This window comes from Murinocardiopsis flavida, assembly GCF_003014485.1.
Taxonomy (GTDB): Bacteria; Actinomycetota; Actinomycetes; order Streptosporangiales; family Streptosporangiaceae; genus Murinocardiopsis; species Murinocardiopsis flavida.
The window spans coordinates 55,174-78,145 of sequence record NZ_PYGA01000001.1 but is presented as its reverse complement, the minus strand read 5'-3'; the positions used below and the strand labels follow the sequence as shown (position 1 = coordinate 78,145).

Annotated in this window: 21 protein-coding genes; 15 read left to right on the top strand and 6 right to left on the bottom strand. The window is 74.0% G+C overall.

The window, feature by feature from the left end:
- The first annotated feature begins 46 nt into the window (after positions 1-46).
- The 4 genes from CLV63_RS00290 (at position 47) to CLV63_RS00275 (ending at position 2,847) form a co-directional block, all read left to right on the top strand.
- Positions 47-430, top strand: coding sequence for a BlaI/MecI/CopY family transcriptional regulator (locus CLV63_RS00290; protein ID WP_106580793.1), 384 nt, complete (start codon positions 47-49; stop codon positions 428-430).
- A complete protein-coding gene (locus CLV63_RS00285) occupies positions 427-1,371 on the top strand; it encodes a M56 family metallopeptidase (RefSeq protein ID WP_106580792.1) in 945 nt (314 codons plus the stop codon). Before CLV63_RS00290 ends, CLV63_RS00285 begins: the two co-directional genes overlap by 4 nt.
- Complete coding sequence (locus CLV63_RS00280) at positions 1,368-2,093, top strand: DsbA family protein (RefSeq protein ID WP_245928487.1); 726 nt, start codon at positions 1,368-1,370, stop codon at positions 2,091-2,093. Before CLV63_RS00285 ends, CLV63_RS00280 begins: the two co-directional genes overlap by 4 nt.
- 217 nt (positions 2,094-2,310) lie before the next feature.
- Positions 2,311-2,847, top strand: a complete 537-nt coding sequence (locus CLV63_RS00275) for a glyoxalase superfamily protein (RefSeq protein WP_106580791.1) — start codon at positions 2,311-2,313, stop codon at positions 2,845-2,847.
- Between the two features lie 152 nt (positions 2,848-2,999).
- Here CLV63_RS00275 and CLV63_RS33385 read toward each other — a convergent pair whose 3' ends face one another.
- The gene (locus CLV63_RS33385) at positions 3,000-3,458 is read right to left on the bottom strand and encodes a DoxX family protein (RefSeq protein ID WP_170134099.1); all 459 of its coding nucleotides are present in this window, start codon (positions 3,456-3,458) and stop codon (positions 3,000-3,002) included.
- Between the two features lie 247 nt (positions 3,459-3,705).
- Between CLV63_RS33385 and CLV63_RS00265 the strand changes: the two genes are divergently transcribed.
- Complete coding sequence (locus tag CLV63_RS00265) at positions 3,706-4,563, top strand: NAD(P)H-binding protein (RefSeq protein ID WP_170134098.1); 858 nt, start codon at positions 3,706-3,708, stop codon at positions 4,561-4,563.
- Positions 4,564-4,590: 27 nt separating this feature from the next.
- On the opposite strand, the gene CLV63_RS00260 is transcribed toward CLV63_RS00265, so the two are convergent.
- A complete protein-coding gene (locus tag CLV63_RS00260) occupies positions 4,591-5,460 on the bottom strand; it encodes a sigma-70 family RNA polymerase sigma factor (protein ID WP_106580789.1) in 870 nt (289 codons plus the stop codon).
- Positions 5,461-5,555: 95 nt separating this feature from the next.
- Between CLV63_RS00260 and CLV63_RS00255 the strand changes: the two genes are divergently transcribed.
- Entirely contained in the window at positions 5,556-5,903 is a 348-nt protein-coding gene (locus CLV63_RS00255) for a VOC family protein (RefSeq protein WP_106580788.1), read from the top strand.
- Positions 5,904-6,051: 148 nt separating this feature from the next.
- Here the strand turns inward: CLV63_RS00255 and CLV63_RS34335 are convergent, their stop codons facing one another.
- On the bottom strand, positions 6,052-8,373 hold the full coding sequence (locus tag CLV63_RS34335) for a PQQ-dependent sugar dehydrogenase (protein ID WP_245928485.1): 2,322 nt from the start codon (positions 8,371-8,373) through the stop codon (positions 6,052-6,054).
- Positions 8,374-8,652: 279 nt separating this feature from the next.
- On the opposite strand from CLV63_RS34335, the gene CLV63_RS00245 reads away from it, so the two are divergent.
- The 9 genes from CLV63_RS00245 to CLV63_RS00205 all read left to right on the top strand — a co-directional run bounded on the left by CLV63_RS00245 (position 8,653) and on the right by CLV63_RS00205 (position 19,785).
- Positions 8,653-9,687 carry an iron-siderophore ABC transporter substrate-binding protein gene (locus CLV63_RS00245; protein ID WP_106580787.1) on the top strand — a complete coding sequence of 345 codons (1,035 nt, stop codon included), beginning with the start codon at positions 8,653-8,655 and terminating at the stop codon, positions 9,685-9,687.
- Positions 9,684-10,727, top strand: coding sequence for a FecCD family ABC transporter permease (locus CLV63_RS00240; protein WP_106580786.1), 1,044 nt, complete (start codon positions 9,684-9,686; stop codon positions 10,725-10,727). The genes CLV63_RS00245 and CLV63_RS00240 overlap by 4 nt, the downstream gene beginning before the upstream one ends.
- Positions 10,724-11,776 (top strand): FecCD family ABC transporter permease, encoded by a 1,053-nt coding sequence (locus CLV63_RS00235; protein WP_106580785.1) that lies wholly within the window; start codon positions 10,724-10,726, stop codon positions 11,774-11,776. The genes CLV63_RS00240 and CLV63_RS00235 overlap by 4 nt, the downstream gene beginning before the upstream one ends.
- A gap of 171 nt (positions 11,777-11,947) precedes the next feature.
- Positions 11,948-13,978, top strand: a complete 2,031-nt coding sequence (locus CLV63_RS00230) for a serine hydrolase domain-containing protein (RefSeq protein WP_106580784.1) — start codon at positions 11,948-11,950, stop codon at positions 13,976-13,978.
- Positions 13,979-14,082: 104 nt separating this feature from the next.
- A complete protein-coding gene (locus tag CLV63_RS00225) occupies positions 14,083-15,513 on the top strand; it encodes a sensor histidine kinase (RefSeq protein ID WP_106580783.1) in 1,431 nt (476 codons plus the stop codon).
- Complete coding sequence (locus CLV63_RS00220) at positions 15,513-16,169, top strand: response regulator (RefSeq protein WP_106580782.1); 657 nt, start codon at positions 15,513-15,515, stop codon at positions 16,167-16,169. The genes CLV63_RS00225 and CLV63_RS00220 overlap by 1 nt, the downstream gene beginning before the upstream one ends.
- Before the next feature lie 253 nt (positions 16,170-16,422).
- A complete protein-coding gene (locus CLV63_RS00215) occupies positions 16,423-17,265 on the top strand; it encodes an IclR family transcriptional regulator (protein WP_106580781.1) in 843 nt (280 codons plus the stop codon).
- Positions 17,266-17,473: 208 nt separating this feature from the next.
- A complete protein-coding gene (locus CLV63_RS00210) occupies positions 17,474-18,763 on the top strand; it encodes a glucarate dehydratase family protein (RefSeq protein WP_245928483.1) in 1,290 nt (429 codons plus the stop codon).
- 44 nt (positions 18,764-18,807) lie between these two features.
- Positions 18,808-19,785, top strand: a complete 978-nt coding sequence (locus CLV63_RS00205) for a 2-hydroxyacid dehydrogenase (protein WP_211301077.1) — start codon at positions 18,808-18,810, stop codon at positions 19,783-19,785.
- A gap of 75 nt (positions 19,786-19,860) precedes the next feature.
- Here the strand turns inward: CLV63_RS00205 and CLV63_RS00200 are convergent, their stop codons facing one another.
- Genes CLV63_RS00200 through CLV63_RS00190 form a run of 3 tightly spaced genes read right to left on the bottom strand, consistent with a single transcriptional unit; the run spans position 19,861 to position 22,965 of the window.
- A complete protein-coding gene (locus CLV63_RS00200) occupies positions 19,861-20,904 on the bottom strand; it encodes an ABC transporter ATP-binding protein (RefSeq protein WP_245928480.1) in 1,044 nt (347 codons plus the stop codon).
- A 37-nt stretch (positions 20,905-20,941) separates the two neighbouring features.
- Positions 20,942-21,955: an ABC transporter ATP-binding protein gene (locus tag CLV63_RS00195; protein WP_106580780.1), complete on the bottom strand. Its 1,014-nt coding sequence runs from the start codon at positions 21,953-21,955 to the stop codon at positions 20,942-20,944.
- Positions 21,952-22,965 carry an ABC transporter permease gene (locus tag CLV63_RS00190; RefSeq protein ID WP_106580779.1) on the bottom strand — a complete coding sequence of 338 codons (1,014 nt, stop codon included), beginning with the start codon at positions 22,963-22,965 and terminating at the stop codon, positions 21,952-21,954. The genes CLV63_RS00195 and CLV63_RS00190 overlap by 4 nt, the downstream gene beginning before the upstream one ends.
- Between the last annotated feature and the right edge of the window lie 7 nt (positions 22,966-22,972).

Below are 22,972 nucleotides of genomic sequence, written 5' to 3'. Positions count from 1 at the left end.
CCCCGCACCATCTTCTATGCTGCGTAGAAACCGGAGGGCGGAGTCGATGACGACGGATGAGGCGAACACGGGGCTGGGCCCCCTGGAGTCGGCGGTGCTCGACTCCCTGTGGGCCGCCGACACCGCGCTGAGCGTGCGCGAGGTGCTCCAGTCGCTGGAGGAGCGGCGGCCCGCCTACACCACGATCTCCACCGTCCTGGAGAACCTGCGCCGCAAGGGGTGGGTCGACCGCGAGCAGACCGGCCGCCTGTGGTTCTACCGGCCGCTGCGCGACCGCGCGGCCCACGCCTCCCAGCGCATGCACGGCGCCCTCACCGACAGCGGCAACCCCCGTGCCGCCCTGCTCCGGTTCGTGGACGACATGGCGCCCGAGGACGTCGACGTCCTCCGCGGGCTCATCGCCAAGCTGCCGCCGGACGACACCCCATGACCCCGCTCCTCGCGCTGGGCGCGGCACTCCTGCTCAGCACCTGCGGCCCGGCATTGCTCCGGGCGCTGGGCCGGGCCGGCGCGGCGCCCAGGACCCTGCTGGTGCTGTGGGTGCTGGCGACCGCCGCGTGGCTGGTCACCTGGTGCGCGCTGCTCCTCATGCTGGTGACGCGGCTCCTGGGGCCCGGGGTCAAGGGCATCATCGCCGCCTGCGTCACCCTGCTCCAGGCGGCCCACCGCAACGGCGCAGAGTTCGCGGTGTCCGCCCTCCTCGCCGCGGGCGCCGCCGTCCTCTTCCGCCTGGGGTGGGTCGCGCTGCGCCAACGGCGCGAGACCGCGCGATGGCGCCGACGCCACCGGCGCGACCTCGACGCCTGCGCCACACCGCGGACCCTGCACCGGCGGCGCGTGTGGTTCGTGGACACCGGGGCGCCCGGCGTCTACTGCGTCCCCGGCGGGGGGCGCGGCATCGTCGTCACCCGCGGCGCCGTCGAGGCGCTGTCGGCGCGCGAGATGCGCGCCGTCCTGGCGCACGAGCTGGCCCACCTGCGCGGGCGGCACCACCTGCTCGTCGCGTGGACGCGGCTGCTCGACGACGCGTTCCCCGGCGTCCCCCTCCTCCGGGCCGCGGCGCGGGAGGTCCCCGTGCTGGTCGAGTGGGCGGCCGACGACCGCGCGGTCCGCGCCGTCGGCCGCGGCCCGCTGGTGCACGCCCTCGGCGCCATGGCCGGAACCCGCGCCGAGAGCGGCGCGGCGGCGCTCGCCATCTCCGGGTCGTGCGCCGTGCAGCGCGTGCGGCGCCTGGTCGCGCCCTCATCGGCACCCGCCCGCGGCTCCGCCCTCGCCGTGCTCGCCGGTGCCGCTCTCGTACTCCCGCCGCTGCTGACCGCCGCCGCGACCCTGGCCGGTGTCGTCCTCTCCCACTGCGCGTGCGCCGCGTGAGCCGGCGGTGGGCCGTGCCGCGCCCCGGCCGCCGCACCGCGGTCGTCGCGGCCGCCCTGCTGCTGGTCGCGCTCGCACTCGTGGCGCGGGTCCAGAGCGAGCCGGAGCCCGGCCCCGGCGGTGCGGCGCCGTCGCCCTCGCCCGGCGCGACCGCTGAGGGGACACCGGAGCAGGAGCCCGAGGTGGCGGGCCCGCGGCCGCCGGAGGCCGACCCGGCGCTGATGCGCGGATCCGCCGACGCCCCGGTGACCATGGTGGTGTTCGGCGACTACCGGTGCCCCTACTGCGCGACGTTCGCAGAGGAGCAGCAGCCGGTCCTGGTCGAGAAGTACGTCGACACCGGCCGGCTCCGCCTGGTCTGGCGCGACTACCCCTACCGCGGCGCGGAGTCGGAGGACGCCGCGGTCGCCGCGCGGGCCGCCGCCCGCCAGGACCGGTTCTGGGCCTACAGCGACGCCCTCTACGCCGACACCAAGGCGTGGCGGGGCGCCGAGGCGGCCGACTTCACCCGGATCGCCCGCGGCCTCGGCCTCGACGCCGACCGGTTCGCAGCCGACCTCGACGACCCGGAGCTGCGCGCGGCGGTGGCCGACGACATGGACTTCGCGCTCGGGCTCGGCGTGCCCGGGACACCGGCCTTCCTCATCAACGGCGAGGCGTTCTTCGGCGCCCAGCCGATCGGCGCGTTCAACGAGCGGATCGAGGCGGCAGAGGCGGAGTGACCAGTGCCGGGCCGCGGGCGGCCCGCACCGTGCGCCTTCGGGGCCTGGCCCGCCGCAGCGGGTAGCATGGCTGCCGGGTTCGATGTGACCCGCCGCCCGCGCCGTCCTCGGCATGGTGAACACATCGGCGAGCGGTCACCCCATATCTCTGCGAGACACGGTGCCCCTGTCGGCAACGCGGGCCCCGAAGGATCACGGCACCGGGATACGCAGCCCCATGGAAATGACCACCGCCGACGCCAAGCGCGCCGCCGCAGCCCTGCGCGCCGACCTCGCCCAGGCCGGGGCGCGCCCCCTGAGCCACGGCCGGTCGCTGGAGATCGTGGCCCATCAGTTGGGCTACCGCGACTGGAACACCGCCGCCGCGGCGCTCGGCGACCCCGCCGACAGCGGCGCGGGCCACCCGGTTCCGGTGCTCCGGATCCAGGATGACCGCCTCGCCAGGGAGTTCTACCTCGACTACCTCGGCTGCACGGTCGAGTGGGAGCACCGGTTCGAGCCGGGGATGCCGCTGTACCTGCGGCTGCGCCGCGACCGGATGGTCATCGACCTGTCCGGGCACCACGGCGACGGGGTACCCGGCTCCGTCGTCTGGGTCCCGGTGGCCGACATCGGCGCCCTGCACAGGGAGCTGTCGGCGAACCCGTACCCCCGCATCCGGCCCGGTGTCGACAAGGAGGCCCCGGGCGGGCCGACCCTTGCGGTCACCGACCCGTTCGCCAACACCATCCGGTTCTGCGAGCCGACCGGCTGAGCCGCGCCGGTACGGCACCGGGCCCGACCGTCGGGAACGGCGCGGCCGGTGCGCGCGCCGTTCCCGGGCACCGGTGTCGGGGCGCGCGCCGGACGCACGGTGCTCCCCTACGCGCCGCGGCGCGTAGGGGAGCATTCGGGGCGGCGGAGCGGTCAGTCCGCCGTTGCGCGGTCGCGCGTCCGGCCGCGGTCGGCGGTGGCGCCGCCGCGCAGTGTCCAGAGCTCCCGCGCGTCCGGCGGCCAGTACCACCAGACCACGAGTACCGAGAGCAGCAGGTGCAGCGGAGCCGAGACGCTCTGGTAGAGGGCGTCCTGGTTGACGATGTGGGTGAGGGTGCCGCCGGCGGTGATGAACGCGAGGAGCGCCGCGCCGTGCACCCGTGTGCGCGCGGTGAGCAGCAGCCCGGCACCGACCAGCTCGCCCGCTCCGACGGGGAACCGGAACCACGACGGGTACCCCCATCCGGCGAACTTCTCCGCGTAGGCCGGACCGAAGAACGTGTCGTCCCAGTAGAACTTGGTCAGCGCCCCGACGGTGAACGAGACCGCCATCCAGGCGACCAGTGCGATCAGCAGCCGCCGCTGCCATACGGGGGCGGTGTCCGGTGTCATCCGCGGCCCCCTTGCCCCGCGCCCGCTGCACCCGGTGGTGCGGTTCGTCCGTGCATGCCATCCTCCACAGTTGAGGGCGTCCGTCGCGGCCGGCGGCCGCCGACCACTGCCGGACACCGCCGGCTGCACCACTGACCCACCGCGACCGGAAGGTGTGACACATGGCCGCACGAATGCCGCCGCCCCCGAGGAGCGGCGGCCCGGCGGCGCCCGGCGGCCATGGCGCCGCACAGCAGGGGCCGCGGCCGTGAGCCGGCCGACCATCGCGGTGACCGGCGCGTCCGGCGCCGTCGGCGCGGCCGTCGTCGCCGGGCTGGCCGACACCGGGGAGGCCGACGTCCGCGCCCTCGTCCGCGACCCCGCACGGGCGCCGGCAGGGGCGGACGCGGTGCGGGTGGCCGACTACGCCGACCGCGCGGCACTGCCGCAGGCCCTGAGCGGTGCCGATGCGCTGGTCTTCGTCTCCAGTGACGGGGAGGCGGCGCCGATGCTGGTGCACCACATCAACGTGCTCGACGCTGCGGTGCGCGCCGGTGTCGGCCGCGTCGTCTACCTGAGCATCCTCGACGTCGCGGCCGACTCCCCGTTCTGCTTCGCGCCGGTGCACCGGGAGACCGAGCGGATCCTGCGCGACACCGGACTGCCGCACACGGTGGTGCGCGCCTCCGTCTACGGCGAGTTCTTCGCGCGCTGGATCGCCGCCGCGGCGCGGACCGGGGAGCTGGGCCTGCCGATGGGCGCGGGCCGGGTGTCGCTGGTCTCCCGCTCCGACGTCGCGAGGGTGCTGACGGCGGCGGCGCTGCGGGTTCCCGGGGGACCGCACCTGGTCACCGGGCCCGAGGGGTACGACCTCCAGGGGCTCGCCGCGCTCGCGGGACGGCTGGCGGGCACCCCTGTGCGGGCCGCGGGACCGGAGCCCGCGGAGTTCTGCGCCCGGCTCCTGCGCGAAGGCGTCTCGCCGTGGTGGGCGTACGCCTTCACCGGGATGTTCGAGTCGATCGGCGGGCAGCGGTTCGCCGCCGTCACCGACACCGCCGAGCGGCTCACCGGGCGCGCACCCGTGCCGTTCGCGGACACCGCCCGCAGCATGGCGGCGCCCGGCTGAGGCGGCCCGGGGCGGGCGCCGGGATCCTCAGCCCCTGTCGGCGTCGAGGTCGACCCGGCCCAGCAGGCCGGGGTCGGCGGTCATGGTGATCGCGGTGATGCGCCCGGCCGCGACCGTGAATCCGAACGCGACCCGCGGGCGCCCGCCCGGTGCCCACACCGCGCCCGCCGCGCCGTCGATGAGCGCCGGGTGCGCGGCCAGCGCGCGGCCGGTGAAGGTGCCCGCCACCGCGGGCGCCCCGCGGAGTTCGCTCGGCGCGCCCATGCGCACGGCGGCCGGGTCGGCGCGGAGCACGACGTCCGGGTCGAGCAGGGTGAGCAGGGCGTCGAAGTCGCCGCCGTGCGCCGCCGCGAGGAAGGCGCCGACGACCTCGCGCCGCCGCTCGGGGACGCCGCCGCCCGCCTCGAGGCTGCCCTGCACCCTGCGCCGGGCGCGGCTGGCGAGCTGCCGGGCCGCGGCGGGCGAGCGGTCGACGATGCGCGCGATCTCCTCGAAGGGCACGGCGAACAGGTCGTGCAGCACGAACGCCAGCCGTTCGGCGGGGGTCAGGGTGTCGAGCACGACGATCAGGGCCGCACCGACCGCGTCGGCCTGGAGCGCCCGGTGCTCGGGGTCGCCGCTGCGGTCGGCGACGGGGTCGGGGTGCGGCTCGCCGAGCGGCAGCTCCCGCCGGGACGTCCGGCTGCGCAGCATGTTCAGGCACACGCGGGACACGATCGTGGTCAGCCAGCCGCCGGGGTTGGCGACGCCGTCCGTGCCGGAGCGGCTGAACCGCAGCCATGTCTCCTGGACGGCGTCGTCGGCCTCGTCGCCGGAGCCGAGCATCCGCAGTGCCACCGCCCGCAGGTGGCTCCGGTGCTCCTCGAAGCAGGCCACCAGGGGATCGCGCTCGTCCATGGGTCACATCCCTTCGCCGCCGGGTGTCACAGCACTGACCCGCCGCGGCCCGCCCGTGTGACGGGACCGGGAAGGCACACTCGGAGGAGCACACCATGACCGACGCCATCAGGACGATCATCTACCCCGTTCGGGACCATGCGGCGGCGAAGGCGCTTTTCAGCGCTCTTCTCGACGCGCGGCCGCAGGTGGACACGGCGTACTACACCGGGTTCGCGGCAGAGGGCCAGGACATCGGCCTGGACCCCAACGGCCATGCCAAGGGGATGGCGGGCCCCGTCTGCTACGTGCACGTCGACGACATCGAGGGGCGCTTGGGGACCCTGCTCGCCGCCGGGGCCGCCGAGGTCCAGGCGATCGAGGACGTCGGCGGGGGCAAGCTGACCGCGACAGTGCGCGACCCCGACGGCAACGTCATCGGGCTCGTCCAACCGCGGCTCTGACCCGCCGGCAGACGAGGGGACCGCCGAGCTGGTGCCGCTCCGCTGGGCCTATGGCGCGCGGTCGCAGGACGCGCGGGCGAACCGCGCCGCAGCGGGCGTGCGGCGGCCGCCCGCCCCGGAGGCGGGGCTCCGGGGCGGGCGGTGCGGTTCAGCGATGGGCGAACCGCCGGTACTGGTCGGCGATCGTCTTCGGTGCGGCCGCCGTGTCCAGGAACATCAGCGAGTCCATGCGGCAGTCGCACGGATTGCGCTCCTGGCTGTTCTGCGGGAAGCTGCCGCCGATCTTGATCCCGCGCGGGTCGGTCGCCGAGGCGCCGGAGCCGTCGACCTTCCAGGGGTCACCGGGCACCACGTAGGAGCCGTCGACCGGCTTGCCGTTGCGGTACAGCGCCATGTCCCCGGTGGTGTAGTCGAAGGTGGCGGCCAGGTGCACCCACTTTCCCTTCGGCAGCAGCTTGCGCCAGTCCTTGTCGGCGGCGAACGTCTGGGACGCGCCGCCGTCGAGCCGCCGCCCCAGCGCGACGAGTTTCAGTTCGCCGTCGACCTCGATGAGTTCCAGCAGCGCACGGACGTCGTGCCCGTTGGAGTCGCCGCTGAGGATCCCGGCCAGGCCGACCGAGTTGTACCGGTCGTCCGGATCCGGGGTGGTGGTGTTCAGGCCGGGGTTCTCGCCGGTCGTCTTGAACCAGCCCATCACGGTCGCGCCCTTGGCGCCGTTGAACGCGCGCAGCGACTCCGCTCCTTCGGGGTCCCAGACGCCGGCCTTCCAGTCGTCGTTGCCGTTGTCGTCCGGATCGACCTGCCTGGTCTGGAGCGAGTTGTTGCTGCCGCGGAAGGCGCCCTCCTTGGCCCGCATCGACTCTTCGCCGTTGACCAGCGACAGCAGGGTGTTCGAGGAACCCTGGTCCTCCTCGTGGGCGTCGTCGGCGGCGAACGGGTGCTCGAAGTCGTAGTACGCCGCCAGGTTCGACCGCACCTTGTCGGTGACCTCCGATGCGGGGCCCGTGCGGGTGCCGGTGACCTTCCAGATAGTGCCGTTGGCCTTCGCCAGCAGGTAGAGGTTCTGCTTCGAGTCCGTGCCGATGCGCAGGTCGACCCGGCCGTCGCCGACGAAGTCGGTCATCCGCAGCTGCTTGCCCTTGGTGTCGAACAGTTGCAGCTCGTGGATCGGCGCGCGCTCGCCGCCGCGCTTCATCTCGGCGGTCTCGGTGTAGAGCACCTTGCCGTCGACCAGGTCGCCGAAGACGTATTTGCCGCGCAGCTTGGGCAGCGCCGAGCCCCGGTACACCTGGCCGCCGGAGATGGCGTGCCCGCTGTCGGCGTTGCACGGCCAGTTCTTCGGAGCGTCGTGGTCGTATGCCGCCACCGGGTAGGTGTAGCCGTACTTCTCGTCGTCCGCCGGCAGCGGGTAGAGGTAGCACTGGGTGTCGGGGCGGAAGGACAGGTAGCCCTCGCGCTTGCTCCAGCCCAGGTTGTCGCCCGGCCGGACCTCGTAGACCGACTCCACGGCCCGCTGTCCGATGTGGCCGAGGTACATCGCGCCGCTGCCGCCGGGGTCCCAGCTGAACCGGTGCGGGTCGCGCATCCCGTAGGCGAAGATCTCGCCCAGCGCGCCGTCCTTGCCGACGAACGGGTTGTCCTCGGGGATCCCGTACTGCCCGTTGGGGCCGTTGTCGCCGGACGGGTCGATCCGCAGGATCTTGCCCGCCGGGTTGTCCAGCTCCTGCGGGATGTCGTTGTCCACAGCGATCCCGCCGTCGCCGACGGCGAGGTAGAGCATCCCGCGGTCGGGGTCGCCGGGCTCGGCGTTGCGGTTGAAGTCGATCTGCTGGATCGCGTGGATGTAGCTGCCGAACCCGTAGCGGAAGATCTCGCGGCTGGTCCCGCTGAACTCGTCGGCGGCGGGGTCGTCGGCGGTCCATTCGGTGACCACGCTCTGCACCGCTGCGTCGGGCTGGTTGGGGTAGGTCGGCTCCTTCTCGGCGACCGCCTTCTCGCCCTCGGAGTGCACCGTGTAGAAGACGCCGTTGTCGGCGTAGTCCGGGTGGAAGGTGACGAAGCCGAACCCGCTGCCCATGCCCCTGCCGGAGAAGAAGTCCGCGGAGCGCTCCTTGACGTCGAGGTAGGGGTGCTGTTCGCCGTCCTCCAGCAGGTACAGCGAACCGTTGAGGTCGGGCACGTACAACCGCCCCGAACCGTCGGGGACCTCGCCGACGTAGTTGATCCGGTTGTGCCGCATCAGCCGCTCGTCGGTCGGCGGCGGGGTCGGCTCGCTCTCGGGGAGCTGCGCGTACTCCTCCAGGACGAGGCCGAGCCGGGAGCGGATCGGGTCCTCCGGGATCGGGTCGGTGATCGGGTCGTCGGGGCCCGGTGCGGCGGCACCGGGGTCGGCCACCATCGCGGGCGCCGCCAGCGTGGACACGACCGTCGCCACGGTCAGCACGGACAGCCACCATCTGCGTTCGTACACTGCTGAACTCCCTGTCTGGGTCACTCGCCGCAGCAGGCGCCGACCTCGAACGGTTGTCTCAGGAGGAAAGGCGGGATGGTCGGGGATCGGATGTAAGCGCTTCCGAAAGCGCTTTCACAAGAATAGGTTTGCCCGGCCGAAGTGACAAGCGTCACCTTGGTCCCACTTTCTCGGCCTGTGGGGGAGTTCCGTTACCCACCTCCCGGTATTCGGGTCTTGGGGCCGCCTGCTAATTTAGGTTAGGCAAGCCTCATTCATTCGGGAGTGGACCTCACTTTGATGCGCTCACATCGGTTCGCGGCCGTCGCAGCCGCCACAGTCGCAGTCCTGAGCCTCGCCGCCTGCGGTGGCCGTTCGGGCGCCGAGGACGACTCCGCCGCCGGCGGATCCGGCGAATACCCCATCGAGATCAAGCACGCGCTGGGCACCACGACCATCGAGTCGAAGCCGGCGCGCGTCGCCACCGTGAACTGGGCCAACCACGAGGTGCCGCTGGCGCTCGGCGTCGTGCCCGTCGGCATGGCGTCGGCCGACTTCGGCGACGACAACGACGACGGCGTCCTGCCGTGGGTCGACGAGAAGCTGACGGAGCTCGACGCGAAGACCCCGGTCCTGTTCGACGAGACCGACGGCATCGACTTCGAGGCGGTCGCCGACACGCGGCCCGACGTCATCCTCGCCTCGTACTCCGGGCTGACCAAGAAGGACTACGAGACCCTCAGCGAGATCGCCCCGGTCGTGGCCTACCCGGACGCGCCCTGGGCCACGCCGTGGCGCGAGACCATCGAGCTGAACAGCCAGGCCATCGGCATGGCCGACGAGGGCGACGAGCTGATCGCCGACCTGGAGAAGGAGATCGACAAGACCGTCGCGAAGCACCCGGAGGTCAAGGGCAAGTCGGCGATGTTCATGACCCACGTCGACCCGAACGACGTCAGCGAGGTCGGCTTCTACACCACGCACGACACCCGGACCCTCTTCTTCGAGGACCTCGGGATGACCATCCCCGACAGCATCGCGAAGGCGTCGGAGGGCACCGACAAGTTCGCGCTCACCAAGAGCGCCGAGCAGATCGACGACTTCAACGACGTCGACGTCATCACCGGCTACGGCGACGAGGACGGCAAGCTCCTCGGCATCATCGAGGACGACCCGCTGCTCGCCAAGCTCCCCGCCGTCGAACGCGAGTCGGTGTTCCTCCTCCCCGACGGCACCCCGCTGAGCACCGCGGCGAACCCCACCCCGCTGTCCATCCCGTGGGTGCTCGACGACTACGTCACGGAACTCGCCAAGGTCGCCGGCAAGGCCGAATGACACCGGTCGGCACCGCACCCGCACCGGACCCCGCCGCCGTACGGCGCCCGGTGCGGGTGCGGATCCTCTGGCTGCTCGCGGCGCTCCTCGCACTGGCTCTGCTCATGCTCGCCTCGGTCGCGCTGGGGTCGCGCAACGTCGGCATCGCCGACATCACCGCGGCCCTGGCCGGTACGGACGCGACCCTGGAGCAGGCGGCGGTCGCGAAACGCATCCCGCGCACGCTGCTCGCCGTCGTCGTCGGCGCCGCACTCGGCCTGTCCGGCGCCGTGATGCAGGGGGTCACCCGCAACCCGCTGGCCGACCCCGGCATCCTCGGCGTGAACATGGGGGCCTCGCTGGCCGTGGTCACGGGGATCGTCTTCTTCGGCCTCGCCGCGCCGACCAGCTACATCTGGGTCGCGATCGCGGGCGCAGCGGCCGCGGCCGCGTTCGTCTACACGGTCGGCGCGCTGGGCCGGGGCGGCGCCACCCCGCTGAAGCTCGCGCTCGCGGGCGCCGCCACGTCGGCGGCCGCCGCCTCGCTCGTCAGCGCCGTCGCGCTCCCGCGCAACGACGTGGCCGGCGGGTTCCGGTTGTGGCAGGTCGGCGGCGTCGGCGGGGCGTCCTACGACGGCATCGCGCACGTCCTGCCCTTCCTCGCGGCGGGGGCCGCCATCAGCCTGCTGTCGGCACGGTCCCTGAACGCCCTCGCGCTGGGCGACGAGCTGGCGGCCGGGCTCGGCGAGCGCGTCGCCCTCGCGCGGGGCGGCGGCGCGCTCGGCGCCGTGACGCTGTGCGGCGCCGCAACGGCGGTCACGGGCCCCATCGGGTTCGTCGGCCTCGTCGTGCCCCACGCGTGCCGCCTGCTGGTCGGTGTCGACCACCGGTGGCTGCTGCCGTTCTCCGCCCTGCTGGGCGCGTCCCTGCTCACCGCGGCGGACGTCGTCGGCCGGGTGGTGGCCCGCCCCGAGGAGGTCGCCGTGGGGATCGTGACGGCGCTGATCGGCGCGCCGTTCTTCATCTACATCGTCCGCAGGCAGCAGGTGCGCAGCCTGTGAGCGCGGAAACCGTCACGCGTCCCGCCGCCGCGGACGCGCTGGCCCGCGGCCGGGGCCGCCGGGCCGCGCGGCGGCGCGTCCTCCTCGGCGTCCTCGCCCTCCTCATCGCCGCGGCGTTCGCCACCACCCTGATGGTCGGGCGGACGTTCTACCCGCCGGGGGAGGTCATGCGGGTGATCCTCGGCGAGCAGGTGCCCGGCGCGTCGTTCACCGTCGGCACCCTCCGGCTGCCCCGTGCGGTGCTCGCCGCCGCCGCGGGGCTCTGCTTCGGCCTCGGCGGGGTCTCCTTCCAGACGATGCTGCGCAACCCCCTCGCGAGCCCCGACATCATCGGCATCAGCTCCGGCGCGAGCGCGGCGGCGGCCTTCGCGATCGTGGTGCTGTCCCTCGGGGACTTCGAGGTGTCGGTTTTCGCGATCGTCGCCGGGCTGGGCGTGGCCATGCTCATCTACCTCCTGGCGTTCAAGGACGGGGTGGCCGGCACCCGCCTCATCCTGATCGGCATCGGCATCGCCGCCATGCTCGACAGCGTCACCAGCTACGTGCTCTCCCGGGCGGCGGAGTGGGACCTCCAGGAGGCGATGCGGTGGCTGACCGGCAGCCTGAACGGCACGACGTGGGACGAGGCCGTGCCGGTCGCCCTGGCGCTGGCCGTACTGGGGCCGCTGCTGCTCAGCCGGTCGCGCGACCTCTCCATGATGCAGCTGGGCGACGACACCGCGGCGGCGCTCGGTGTGCGCGTCGAACGCACGCGCATCATCGTCATCGTCGCCGCCGTCGGCCTCATCGCCTTCGCGACCGCCGCCGCCGGGCCGATCGCCTTCGTCGCCTTCCTCTCCGGCCCCATCGCGGCCCGCATCGTGGGGCCGGGCGGATCACTGCTGGTGCCCGCCGCGCTGGTCGGCGCGCTCCTGGTGCTCGTCGCCGACTTCTGCGGCCAGTACGCGTTCGGGACGCGCTTCCCGGTCGGCGTCGTCACGGGCGTCCTGGGCGCGCCCTACCTCGTCTACCTCATCGTCCGCACCAACCGCGCGGGCGGCTCCCTGTGACCGCTCCCTGAGACGGCGGCCGCCTCCGCCAAAGGTCGCAATTCCGATGTGGACCCGCGGGGGCTGTGCCGCGGGGGCCTGCTCCACAAGGCTTGAGGGCGACAGCAGCGGTGCGACCGGACCACGGACGCGGTCCGGCGCCCGAGGCGCCTATGGAGCAGGAGAGAGTTCGTGTACCTCGCCGAAGCAAGCCGCGTACCCCCCACTGCCGGCCGGCCCGTGCCGCGGCGCGGCCGGAGGCTGCTGACCGCGCTGGCCGCTGCCGCGGCCGCCGCTGTGCTCGCCGGCGGCTGCGCCGGGCCCGTCGCGGAGACGCCCCCCGTCCCCGCGACCCCCGTCGCCGGCACGGCGGAACTCGGTGCGCGGGACCTCAACACCTGGCTCGACGGCCTGGTCCCCGGTGCGCTCGACAAGACCGGGATCCCCGGCGCCGCGATCAGCGTCGTCAAGGACGGCGAGCTCCTCGCCGCGCGCGGCTACGGCTACGCCGACACCGGTGCGGACGGGGGCGACCCGGTGCCGGTCGACCCCGAGAAGACGCTCTTCCGGGTGGGGTCGGTGTCGAAGCTCGCCACCGCGACGGCCGTGATGCAGCTAGTGGAGAAGGGCGAGCTGGACCTGGACACCGACGTCAACGAGTACCTCGACTTCACGGCGCCCTCGTCCTTCGACGACCCCGTCACGGTCCGCCACCTGCTGACCCACACCCCCGGCTACGAGGAGCGGGTCGCGGACATGATCCTGCCCGAGGACGCCGAGCCGGACCTGCGCGAGCACCTGGTCACCGACCCCCCTGAGCAGATCTACGCACCGGGCACGGTCCCCGCCTACTCCAACTACGGCAACGCGCTCGCCGGGTACATCGTCGAGCGGGTCAGCGGCGTCCCCTTCGAGGAGTACGTCCAGCGCAACGTGTTCGAGCCGGTGGGCATGGACTCCTCCTCCTTCGCCCAGCCGCTCACCGGCGGCCTGGCGAAGCACGTCGCGAACGGCTACGGCTCCGACACCGAGCAGGCCGCGCCCTTCGAGGTCGTCGCGGGCGTGCCCGCCGGCGGGATGTCCGCGACGGCGACCGACATGGCGAAGTTCATGCGCGCTCACCTGGGCGGCCTGGACGCCGCCCAGGCCCCGCTGAGCGCCGAGTCGCTCGACCTCATGCACACGCCGGCACTCGAAGAGGACTCCCTGGGCGGTCTCGCCAACGGGCCGCGAATGACGCAGGGCTTCTTCGAGGAGGACCGCAACGGACACCGGGCCCTCGGCCATGGGGGAGACACCAACTACTTCCACTCCCACCTGCGCATCTACCCCGACGAGGACACGGGGATCTTCCTGAGCCTCAACGGCAACGGATACGGGGAGGCCGACAGCCACCTGCTCCGGGAGGAGATCCTCGCCGGGTTCGGCGACCGCTACTTCCCCGAGTCGGGCGAGGCGGACACCCCGGTGGAGCCGACGGCGGCCGAGCACGCCGCGATCGCCGAGGGCACCTACGAGAGCTCGCGGGCGATGGAGAGCACGTTCCTGAACGCCATCGGCGTGCTCGGCGGGCAGACGCAGGTCGTCGCGCGTGCGGACGGCACGATCCAGGTCGCCCCGGGCCCGGAGGACATGAACTCGCTCCCCACGGTCTACGAGGAGGTCGAGCCCTGGGTGTGGCGCGAGGTCGGGGGGCAGCGGATCCTGTCGATGCGGGTGCGGGACGGGCAGGTGGAGGCGATCGGCTTCGCCGCGGCGTTCACCCTCCTGCGCGTCGACACCGCACGCGAGGCGTCCCTCGCGCTCCCGGTGCTCGTCTCCGCTCTCGCCGTCCTGCTCACCGCCGTCCTGTCCTGGCCCATCGGCGCCATTGTGCGCCGCCGCCTGTCGCTGCCCGCACGGGACCGGGCCGGCCGGCCGGCCCGCATCCTGACCCGCCTGGGGGTGGCGAGCGCACTGGCTGCGCTCGCCGGCTGGATCGCCGCCATCCTCATGGCCATGGGCTTCCAGGAGGTGCCCGAGGATGCGCTGTACGCTCTCGCCGGGGCGCAGTGGCTCGGCGTCGTCGCCATCGCACCCGCGGCGGTGGTCCTGTTCGACGACGTCCGGCGCCGCTCCGGCCGGCTGCGGTGCCTGGGCAGCGCGCTCGTCCTGCTGGCGCTGGTCGGGACGGCGTCCTTCGCCGCGGTCTTCGGCCTGCTCTCCCTCGACGTCACGTACTGACCGCCGGGCGCGCACGCGGGGCGCCGGGGACGCGGACCCCGGCGGCCCCGCTGCGGCCGGCACGGCATCATGCACACGACCCCTGACGAGACCGGTGATGGCTGATGACCGACGACGATGCCTTGGCGCGCGGCCCCGTCCGCGCGCACGACACCCGGGACCCGCGGGCCCCGGCCCGGCTGGACGACGCACTCGACCGCCTCGGGCTGCGGACGCCACTGGCCCGCGACGGACTGCTGGCCGCGGTGGTGCTGCCGGTCTCCGGCGCGATGCTCTGGGCGTTCGTCGTCCTCCTCGCGGAGGAGGACGGCGTCCGCCTCCCGCCGGGCGCCGTGGCCCTGCTCGCCGCCGCGGTGTCCGTCCAGTCCCTGGTGCTCTGCGTGCGGCGCAGCCGGCCCGTCCTGTGCCTGGCCACTGTTGTGCTCGTCCACCTGGTGATCCTGTCGCTGGTGCCCCCGGACTCGTCGATGCAGGGCCTCGCTCCGTTCATCGCCGCCTACACCTGCGGCACCCTGCTGCCGCCGCACCGGCTGCTGCGAGTCCTCGCCGCGGCCGCCGCCCTCATCGGGGTCCCCGGCGCGCTGGTCGCCGGGACGCTGCTCGACGCGCTCGCGGCGCCCGGCGCGGCACCCGTCTCGCAACCGTGGAGCCTGGTGGGGAACGGGATCCTGGTTGGCGGGCTTCTCATCGCCGCCCTTTTCAGCTACGCGGTCCCGGCGCTGGTCGGCGCGCACGTGGCGACGCGGCGGCGCTACGCCGACCTGACCCGGCTCCGCGCCGCGGAGGACGTCCAGCGGCAGCGGGAGAGGGCCGAGGGCGCGATCATGGCCGAACGGGCGCGTATGGCACGCGAACTGCACGACATCGCCGCCCACCACCTGTCCGGGATGGTCGTGCAGCTGGGCGCCGCGGAGCTGCTGATCGGCCGCGACGACAACGCGGCCCGCGAGGCGACGGCCTGGGTCCGCTCGCAGGGCAGGGAGACCCTCGACAACCTGCGACTGGTCGTCGGGGCGCTGCGCGAACCGGGGGAGGCGGCCGACCCGTCCGGGGGCGGGGGGACGCTCCCCGGGGCGAGCGGGGCGCCGGTCCCCGGGGCCGCGGCGCTCGACCGCCTGGTAGGGGCCGAGCAGGCGCTGGGCGGCTCGGTCGCCCTGGAGCGCGAGGGCGAACCGTACGGCCTGCCGCCGGTCGCCGATGTCACCGTCTACCGGGTCGCGCAGGAGGCGCTGTCCAACGCCCGCGAGCACGCGCCGAACACACCGGTGCGGGTGCTGCTGCACTACCGTGATTCGCGGATCGTCCTGCGGGTCGAGAACGAGACGGGCGACGGCCGGCCGGCCGCGAGCGGGAAGCCGGCGGGCGCGCCGCGCGGCCTGGGCCTCCTGGGGATGCGGGAGCGGGCGCAGCTCGTCGGCGCCGAACTGGCGGCCGGCCCGACCGCCGAGGGCGGGTGGCGGGTCCGATTGGACCTGCCCGTCGGCAACGAGACCGCCCCGGCCCGCACCAAGGCCGCCGGGCAGGAGGAGGCGTAGTGATCAGGGTGCTCCTCGTCGACGACCAGACCATCGTCCGGGCCGGGTTCCGCGTCATCCTCACCCTCGCCGACGACATCGAGGTGGTCGGCGAGTGCGGTGACGGCCCCACGGCGGTCGAGCTCGCCGAACGACTGAAACCCGACGTGATCTGCATGGACGTGCGGATGCCCGGCGGCGACGGGCTGTCGGCGACCCGCCGCATCCTCGCCGATGCCGCAGCGGACGCCCCCGAGATCCTCATCGTCACGACCTTCGACCTGGACGAGTACGTCTTCGGGGCACTGGAGGCCGGCGCCGGCGGGTTCATCCTCAAGGACACCGACCCCGACGACCTCATCGACGCCGTGCGCCGGCTCGCGGGCGGCTACGGCCTGGTCGACCAGGCCGTCACCCGGCGGGTGATGGCCGAGTTCGCCCGCCGCAGGCCCGCGCACCAGGCCGATTCCGCGGTCCTCGGCCTGCTGACGACCCGCGAGACCGAGATCGTGCGCCTGCTCGCGCAGGGGATGTCGAACGCCGAGATCGGCCGGGAGCTGTTCATCGAGACGAGCACGGTCAAGTCGCACCTCGGACGGGCCATGACCAAGATCGGTACCCGCGACCGCGTGCAAACCGTGGTGTGGGCCTACCAGAACGGCGTGGTGCGGGCCTGAACCCAATGCCATTCGACGGCGCGAGGCAGTTCTCACGGCCCTGGTGACCGGGGGGTGAAGGGGGTGGGAGGCACGCCCGTGGAGTCCCGGGGCGCAGGGGGTGTGCGGCGCGTCCCTGCTGTCCTGGGGCGTAGGGGCCTGGGACCGGTGCTGTTCCGGGGGCGCGGGGCCGGGACTGGCAGCCGGTAGCGTGGTGGCCCGGGTCGGCGGGTGTCGCGTGGTGCCGACCGGCACGATGGCGAAGAGGGTGGCAATGGCTGATCCGGCCGGCGTTTCAGGCGGCGACGCTCGGAGTTCCACGGAGCCGAGGGCGGGCGGCGTCCGCGACGTGAAGTCGGCGGCGCGCACATTGGAGCTGCTCGAACTGCTGGCCGCCCGGCAGAACCGCCCCGCCCGCCTCCGGGAGCTGAGCGAGTCGCTCGCCATGCCCCGCAGCAGCTGCTACGCGCTGCTGCGCACGCTGGTGAAGTACGGCTGGGTGCGCACAGACCCGTCGGGGACCATGTACGCCATCGGCATTCGGGCGCTGCTGGCCGGGACCACCTACCTCGACACCGACCCCTACGTGCGCATCGCGAAACCGGTCCTCGACTCCCTCGGCGAGCTGCTCGACGAGACCTTCCACTTCGGCCGGCTCGCGGGCGGCGACGTCGTCTACCTGGTCACCCGGGCGTCCAGCCAGTACCTCCGCCCGCACAGCAGGGTCGGCCGCCGCCTGCCCGCGTACTCCACCGCACTGGGCAAGGCGCTGCTCGCCGGGCTCGACGGTGATGAGGTGGCCGAGCATCTGCCGGACGTGCTCGCGCCGCTGACCGAGCACACCCGCACCGACCGCGACGCGCTGGCCCGCGACCTCGCCGAGGTGCGCGACCGCGGCTATGCGGTCGACCGCCAGGAGAACAGCCTCGGCCTGCACTGCTTCTCGCTGCCGCTGCGCTACTCGGAGCCCGCCACCGACGCGATCAGCTGCTCGGTGCCGCTGGCCCGGCTGACCCCCGCCAGGGAGGCCGAGATCGTGGCGGCGATGCGCAAGGCGCGCGCGTCGATCGAGGAGGCCGCGATGGCGATCGAGTTGGGGAGCCCGGGCGGCATCTGACACCGCCGCGCACGGCGCGACCGCCGCGCACGCCGCGACCGCCGCGCACGTCGCGACCGCTGCGACCGCCGCGCGTGCCCCGCTCACGCGCGAAAACTGTCTTACATTCTGACGATCGTCTACCCATATAAACAATTCCTGGTTAGGGTGCCCCTGTACGCACCGATGGCCGGCGGCTGCCGCCGGCACCGCGACGCCGGAGGACAGGGTGAGCAACGAAGTGACCGCCGAGCGGCACCGCATCGCCGAGGTGCGCATCACGCCGATCGCCTTCCGCGACCTGCCCCTGCTCAACACGGTCGGGGTGCACGAACCGCTGGCGCTGCGGGCCGTCGTGGAGGTCGTCACCGACTCCGGCCTCGTCGGGCTCGGGGAGTCCTACGGCGACGCCGGTCACCTCGACCGGCTCCGCGTCGCGGCGCAGGCCATCACCGGTATCGACGTGTGGCACACCCATGCGCTCGCCGCCGCAGTGCACGGCGCGCTCGCCGCCGACCGCGGCACGGGCGGGCACGGCATGAGCGGCATGGTCACCGGCAGCAGCACGGTCGACCGCGTCATGTCCCCGTTCGAGGTCGCCTGCCTGGACATCCGGGGCAAGTCGATCGGCCGCCCGGTCGCCGACCTGCTCGGCGGGGCCCTGCGCGACCGCGTCGACTACAGCGCCTACCTGTTCTACAAGTGGGCCGGCCACCCCGGCGCCGCCGACGACGCCTGGGGCGCCGCGCTGGACCCCGCCCAGATCGTCGCGCAGGCGCAGCGGATGATCGACGCCTACGGGTTCACCGCGATCAAGCTCAAGGGCGGGGTCTTCCGGCCCGAGGCCGAGGTCGAGGCGGTTCTGGCCCTGCGCGATGCGTTCCCCGACCACCCGCTGCGCATCGACCCCAACGGGGCGTGGACCGCCGCGACCGCCATCCGCGTCGGCGCCGGGCTCGACGGCGTCATCGAGTACCTGGAGGACCCGACCACCGGCATCGACGCCATGGCGCAGGTCGCCCGCGAGGTGTCCATGCCGTTGGCGACCAACATGTGCGTGGTGGCGTTCGACCAGGTGAAACCGGCGGTCGCACAGGACGCGGTCCAGGTCGTCCTCTCGGACCACCACTTCTGGGGCGGCCTGGAGCGCTCGCGCTCCCTCGCCGCGATCTGCGACACCTTCGGCCTCGGCCTGTCGATGCACTCCAACTCCCACCTCGGCATCAGCCTCGCGGCGATGACCCACCTGGCGGCGGCCACCCCCAACCTGACCTACGCCTGCGACACCCACTGGCCGTGGAAGGACCCGGCCGACGACGTGATCGTGCCGGGCGCGCTGGCGTTCTCCGGGGGTTCGGTCGCGGTCCCGACGGCGCCGGGGCTCGGCGTGGAGCTCGACCGCGACGCCCTCGCCCGGCTGCACGAGCAGTACCTCTCCGGCGGGATCAGGGAGCGCGACGACACCGGGTACATGCGCCGGTTCGAGCCCGGCTTCGACCCGTCGGCCCCCCGGTGGTGACGCCCGCCGGGCCCGCCGGGCCCGCCGGGCCGCCGATGAGGGTCGTGCTCGCCGACCCGATCCTGGACCGGTTCCGCGCCGAGCTGACGTCCGGCGGCGCCGACGGCCACGACTGGGAGTTCCTCGCCGGGCGCCCCGACAGCGAGGTCGCCGCCGGGGTGCTCGGCGCCGACGTCCTCGTCGCGTCGCGGGTGACCGAGGCGATGGCGGCGGCCGGGCGGGGGCTGCGGCTCGTGCATGTGACCGGTGCGGGCCTCGACCGCATCGCGCTCGACGCGCTGCCGCCGGGGACGGCCGTGTGCAACACCTTCCACCATGGGCGCTCGATCGCCGAGCACGTGGTGATGGCGGCGCTCATGCTGTCCCGCCGTGTCCGGCGCGCCGAACGCCTGCTGCGCCAGGGCCGGTGGGAGTCCGTCGCCGTCGACCCCGGCATCGCGCTGGGGGACACCCTCGCCGGGCGCACAGTGGGCGTCATCGGGCTCGGCGCGATCGGCGGCGAGGTCGCCCGGATGGCGGCGGCGCTGGGCATGCGGGTCCGCGCGGTGCGCCGCGACCCCGCCGCTCCGCTGCCCGCCGGAGTGCGGCCGGACCGCGTCGAAGGTAATGGCGGCCTCCCCGCGCTGCTGGCGGAATCGGACCTCGTCGTGGTGACCGTTCCGCTCACGGAGTCGACGGCCGGGATGGTCGGCGCGGCGGAACTGGCCCTGATGCGCCCCGGCGCGCTGCTGGTCAACGTGTCGCGCGGCCCGATCGTCGACGAGGACGCCCTCTACGACGCCCTCGCCGGGGGCCGCATCGGGGGAGCGGCGCTGGATGTGTGGTGGGGCCACCCCAAGGACGGCACCGGCTCCCGCGGGTACACCCGCCCGTTCGACACGCTCGACAACGTCGTCATGACACCGCACCACTCCGGGCACACCGTGGAGACGTTCGCCGGCCGGGCCGCCGAGATCGCGGGCAACATCGCGCGGCTGGCCGAGGGCCGCCCGCTGGTGAACGTGGTCCGCGCGGCGGCGTAGCGCCCTCCGCGCCCCCAGCGGCCGGGGGCGCGGCGGCCCGGACGCCGAGGACCAAGGCCCCGGCCGCCGGACGCTTCAGGCGCCGGCCGGGGCGCCCTCCAGCGGGAAGTGGCACAGCGTCTCGTGGTGCTCCCGCACCTCGGCCGGAGCGGGCGGGGTCTCCGCGCAGAGGTCGGTCGCCTGCCGGCAGCGGGTGCGGAACCGGCATCCCGACGGCGGGTCCAGCGGCGACGGGATCTCGCCGCTCAGCAGGATACGGCGGCCGGACCGAGCGGCGCCCAGCGACGGCGCGGCCGACATGAGGGCCGCGGTGTAGGGGTGCAGCGGCCGCTCGAAGACGCTCTCGGTGGGCCCGTGCTCGACGACCTTGCCGAGGTACATCACCGAGACCCGGTCCGCCACATGCCGGACCACCGACAGGTCGTGGGAGATGAACACGTAGGAGACGCCGAGGCGCTGCTGGAGGTCGGCGAGCAGGTTGAGCACCTGCGCCTGGACGGAGAGGTCCAGCGCCGAGACGGGCTCGTCGCACACGATCAGCTCCGGCCCGAGGGCGAGGGCGCGGGCGATCCCCAGCCGCTGGCGCTGCCCGCCGGAGAACTCGCCCGGGTAGCGGCGGGCGTCGCCGGGACGCAGGCCGACGAGGTCGAGCAGCTCCCGGACCCGCTGGTCCCGGTCGGCGGGGGCGGCGTCGCGGTGCGTCCGCCACGGCTCGCCGATGATGTCGGCCGCGCTCATCCGCGCGTTGAGCGACGCGAACGGGTCCTGGAACACCATCTGCACGCGGCGCCGCCACTTCAGGAGGTCCCTGCCGCGCAGCGCGAACGGGTCGGTCCCCTCGAACCGGACCGTCCCGGCGTCCGGCCGTTCGAGCAGGAGGAGGACGCGCGCGAGGGTCGACTTCCCGCACCCGGACTCGCCGACGAGGCCGAGCGTCTCCCCGCGGCCTACGTGGAGGTCCACCCCGTCCAGCGCGGTGAGGTCGGCCTTTCCGCCGTTGCCGCCCGCGACCCGGAAGGACTTCCGCAGGCCCGTGGCCGAGAGCAGCGGCCCGCCGGCCTGCGCGGCGGAGGCGGCGGGCGCGGCAGCTGAGCCGGTCGCGGCAGTTGCGTCAGGCACGGCGGGCGCGTCCGGTGTGTCGGACCGGCCGGGCGAGTCAGGCACTGGCGAGCTCCTCGGAGAAGTGGCAGGCGGCGGCCCTGGACGGGCCGGCCGGTGTGAGGGCCGGGCGCTCCTCGGCGCATCTGTCGCGCGCCATCGGGCAGCGGGCCTGGAACACGCAGCCCGCGGGGATCGCCGTCAGCTCGGGCGGGCTGCCGGGGACCGAGCGCAGCCGCTGCCCCCGATCGACGTTCTCGGGCACCGAGTCGAGCAGGCCGCGGGTGTAGGGGTGGCCCGGTGCGGCGAACACCTCGTGGACGGGGCCGGTCTCGACCACCGTCCCCGCGTACATGACGGCCACGTTGTCGGCGCGCTCCGCGACCACGGCGAGGTCGTGCGTGATCAGCACGACGGCCATGTCGTGCTCGGCCTGGAGGTCGGCGAGGAGCTGCATGATCTGCGCCTGGACGGTCACGTCGAGCGCCGTCGTGGGCTCGTCGGCGATCAGCACGTCGGGGCCGAGCGCCACCGCCATCGCGATGAGCAGCCGCTGCCGCATCCCGCCGGAGAACTGGTGCGGGTACGAGCGCGCCCGCGCGCGCGGCTCCGGGATCCCGACGGTCCGCATCAGCTCGACCGCCTTCTCCCGCGCCTTGCGCCGCGAGAGGCCCTGGTGGATGCGGAACGGCTCGCCCAACTGCGCGCCGACGGTCTGCACCGGGTTCAGCGCCGTGAGCGCGTCCTGGAAGACGATCGAGAGCACGGGCCCGGCGAGCCTCTTCCGCTCGGCGCGGCCGAGGCGCAGCACGTCGGTGCCGCCGACCCGGACGGCGCCCTCGGCCACCTCGGCGACCGGGTCGAGCAGCCCGGCGACGGCCAGCGCGGTCATGGACTTGCCGCAGCCCGACTCGCCGAGCAGCGCCAGCGTCACCCCTTTGCGGACGGCGAAGCTGATGCCGTCGACGGCCCGGACCGTTCCGGACGCGGTGTTCAGGTCGACGCTGAGGTTCTCGACCTCAAGGGCCGGTTCGGCGCCGGAGGGCGGCGCGGCGGGGGTCGGGACGGTCATGAGGGCGTCTCTCCTCGGTTCGCGCGGGCGCGCCGCGCCCGCGGCGCCGTCAGCCGCCAGCGCTGCGCGGGGTCTGTGGCGAGGCGCGCCCACGCGGCGATGATGGTGGCCGAGACCGTGGTGATCACGATCGCGACCCCGGGCAGTACGGCGATCCACCACGCCGTTTGCAGGTACTGCCGCCCCTGGGCGACCATCAGGCCCCAGCTGACGTCGGGCGGCTGGATGCCGATCCCGAGGAAGCTCAGCGACGACTCGGTGAGCATGACGAAGCTGAAGTCGACCGTGGCGACGGTCAGCAGCGTGGGCAGGGTGATCGGCAGGATGTGCCGGTAGATTGTGGCCCCGCTGCCGGCGCCGAAGGTCCGCGCCGCGTCGACGAACAGCCGGCTCCTGAGCTCGGCCGCCTCGGCGCGGGCGGTGCGCAGGTAGACCGGGATCCGCGTGATCGCGAGAATCAGCACCAGGTTGGCGACGCTCGGCGTGAACACGTACAGCGCGACCACGGCCAGCAGCAGCGACGGGAAGCTCAGGATCACGTCGGCGACCCGCATCGCGGCGCTCTCCCTGAGGCCGCCGTGGTAGCCGGCCCACATGCCGATCGCCGAGCCGATGACCAGCGAGCACACGACCGCGGGGAGCGCGACGGACAGCGTCGTGCCCGCCGCGTCGATCAGCCGGGCGAGCATGCTGCGGCCGAGGACGTCGGTGCCGAGCAGGCCGAGGACGCCGTGGTCGAGCGACGGCGGGCGCAGCGACGCGCGCAGGTCCTGGCGTTCGGCCGCGTCGCCGAGGAGGACGGGGCCCAGGAGCGCCGCTGTCAGGACCAGTCCGAGGACGACCGCGGCGGCTGCGGCGAACCGGTCGCCGCCGAGCAGCGTCCACCAGCGTGCCGGGCGCGGTGCCGGGCGGGGCGCGGCGGCCGGGTCCTGGGGAGCGGGGCCCGGGTCCTGGGGAGCGGGGCCCGGATCTTGGGCGGTGGGGCCCGGGTCTTGGGGGGTGGCGGTCATCGGGGGT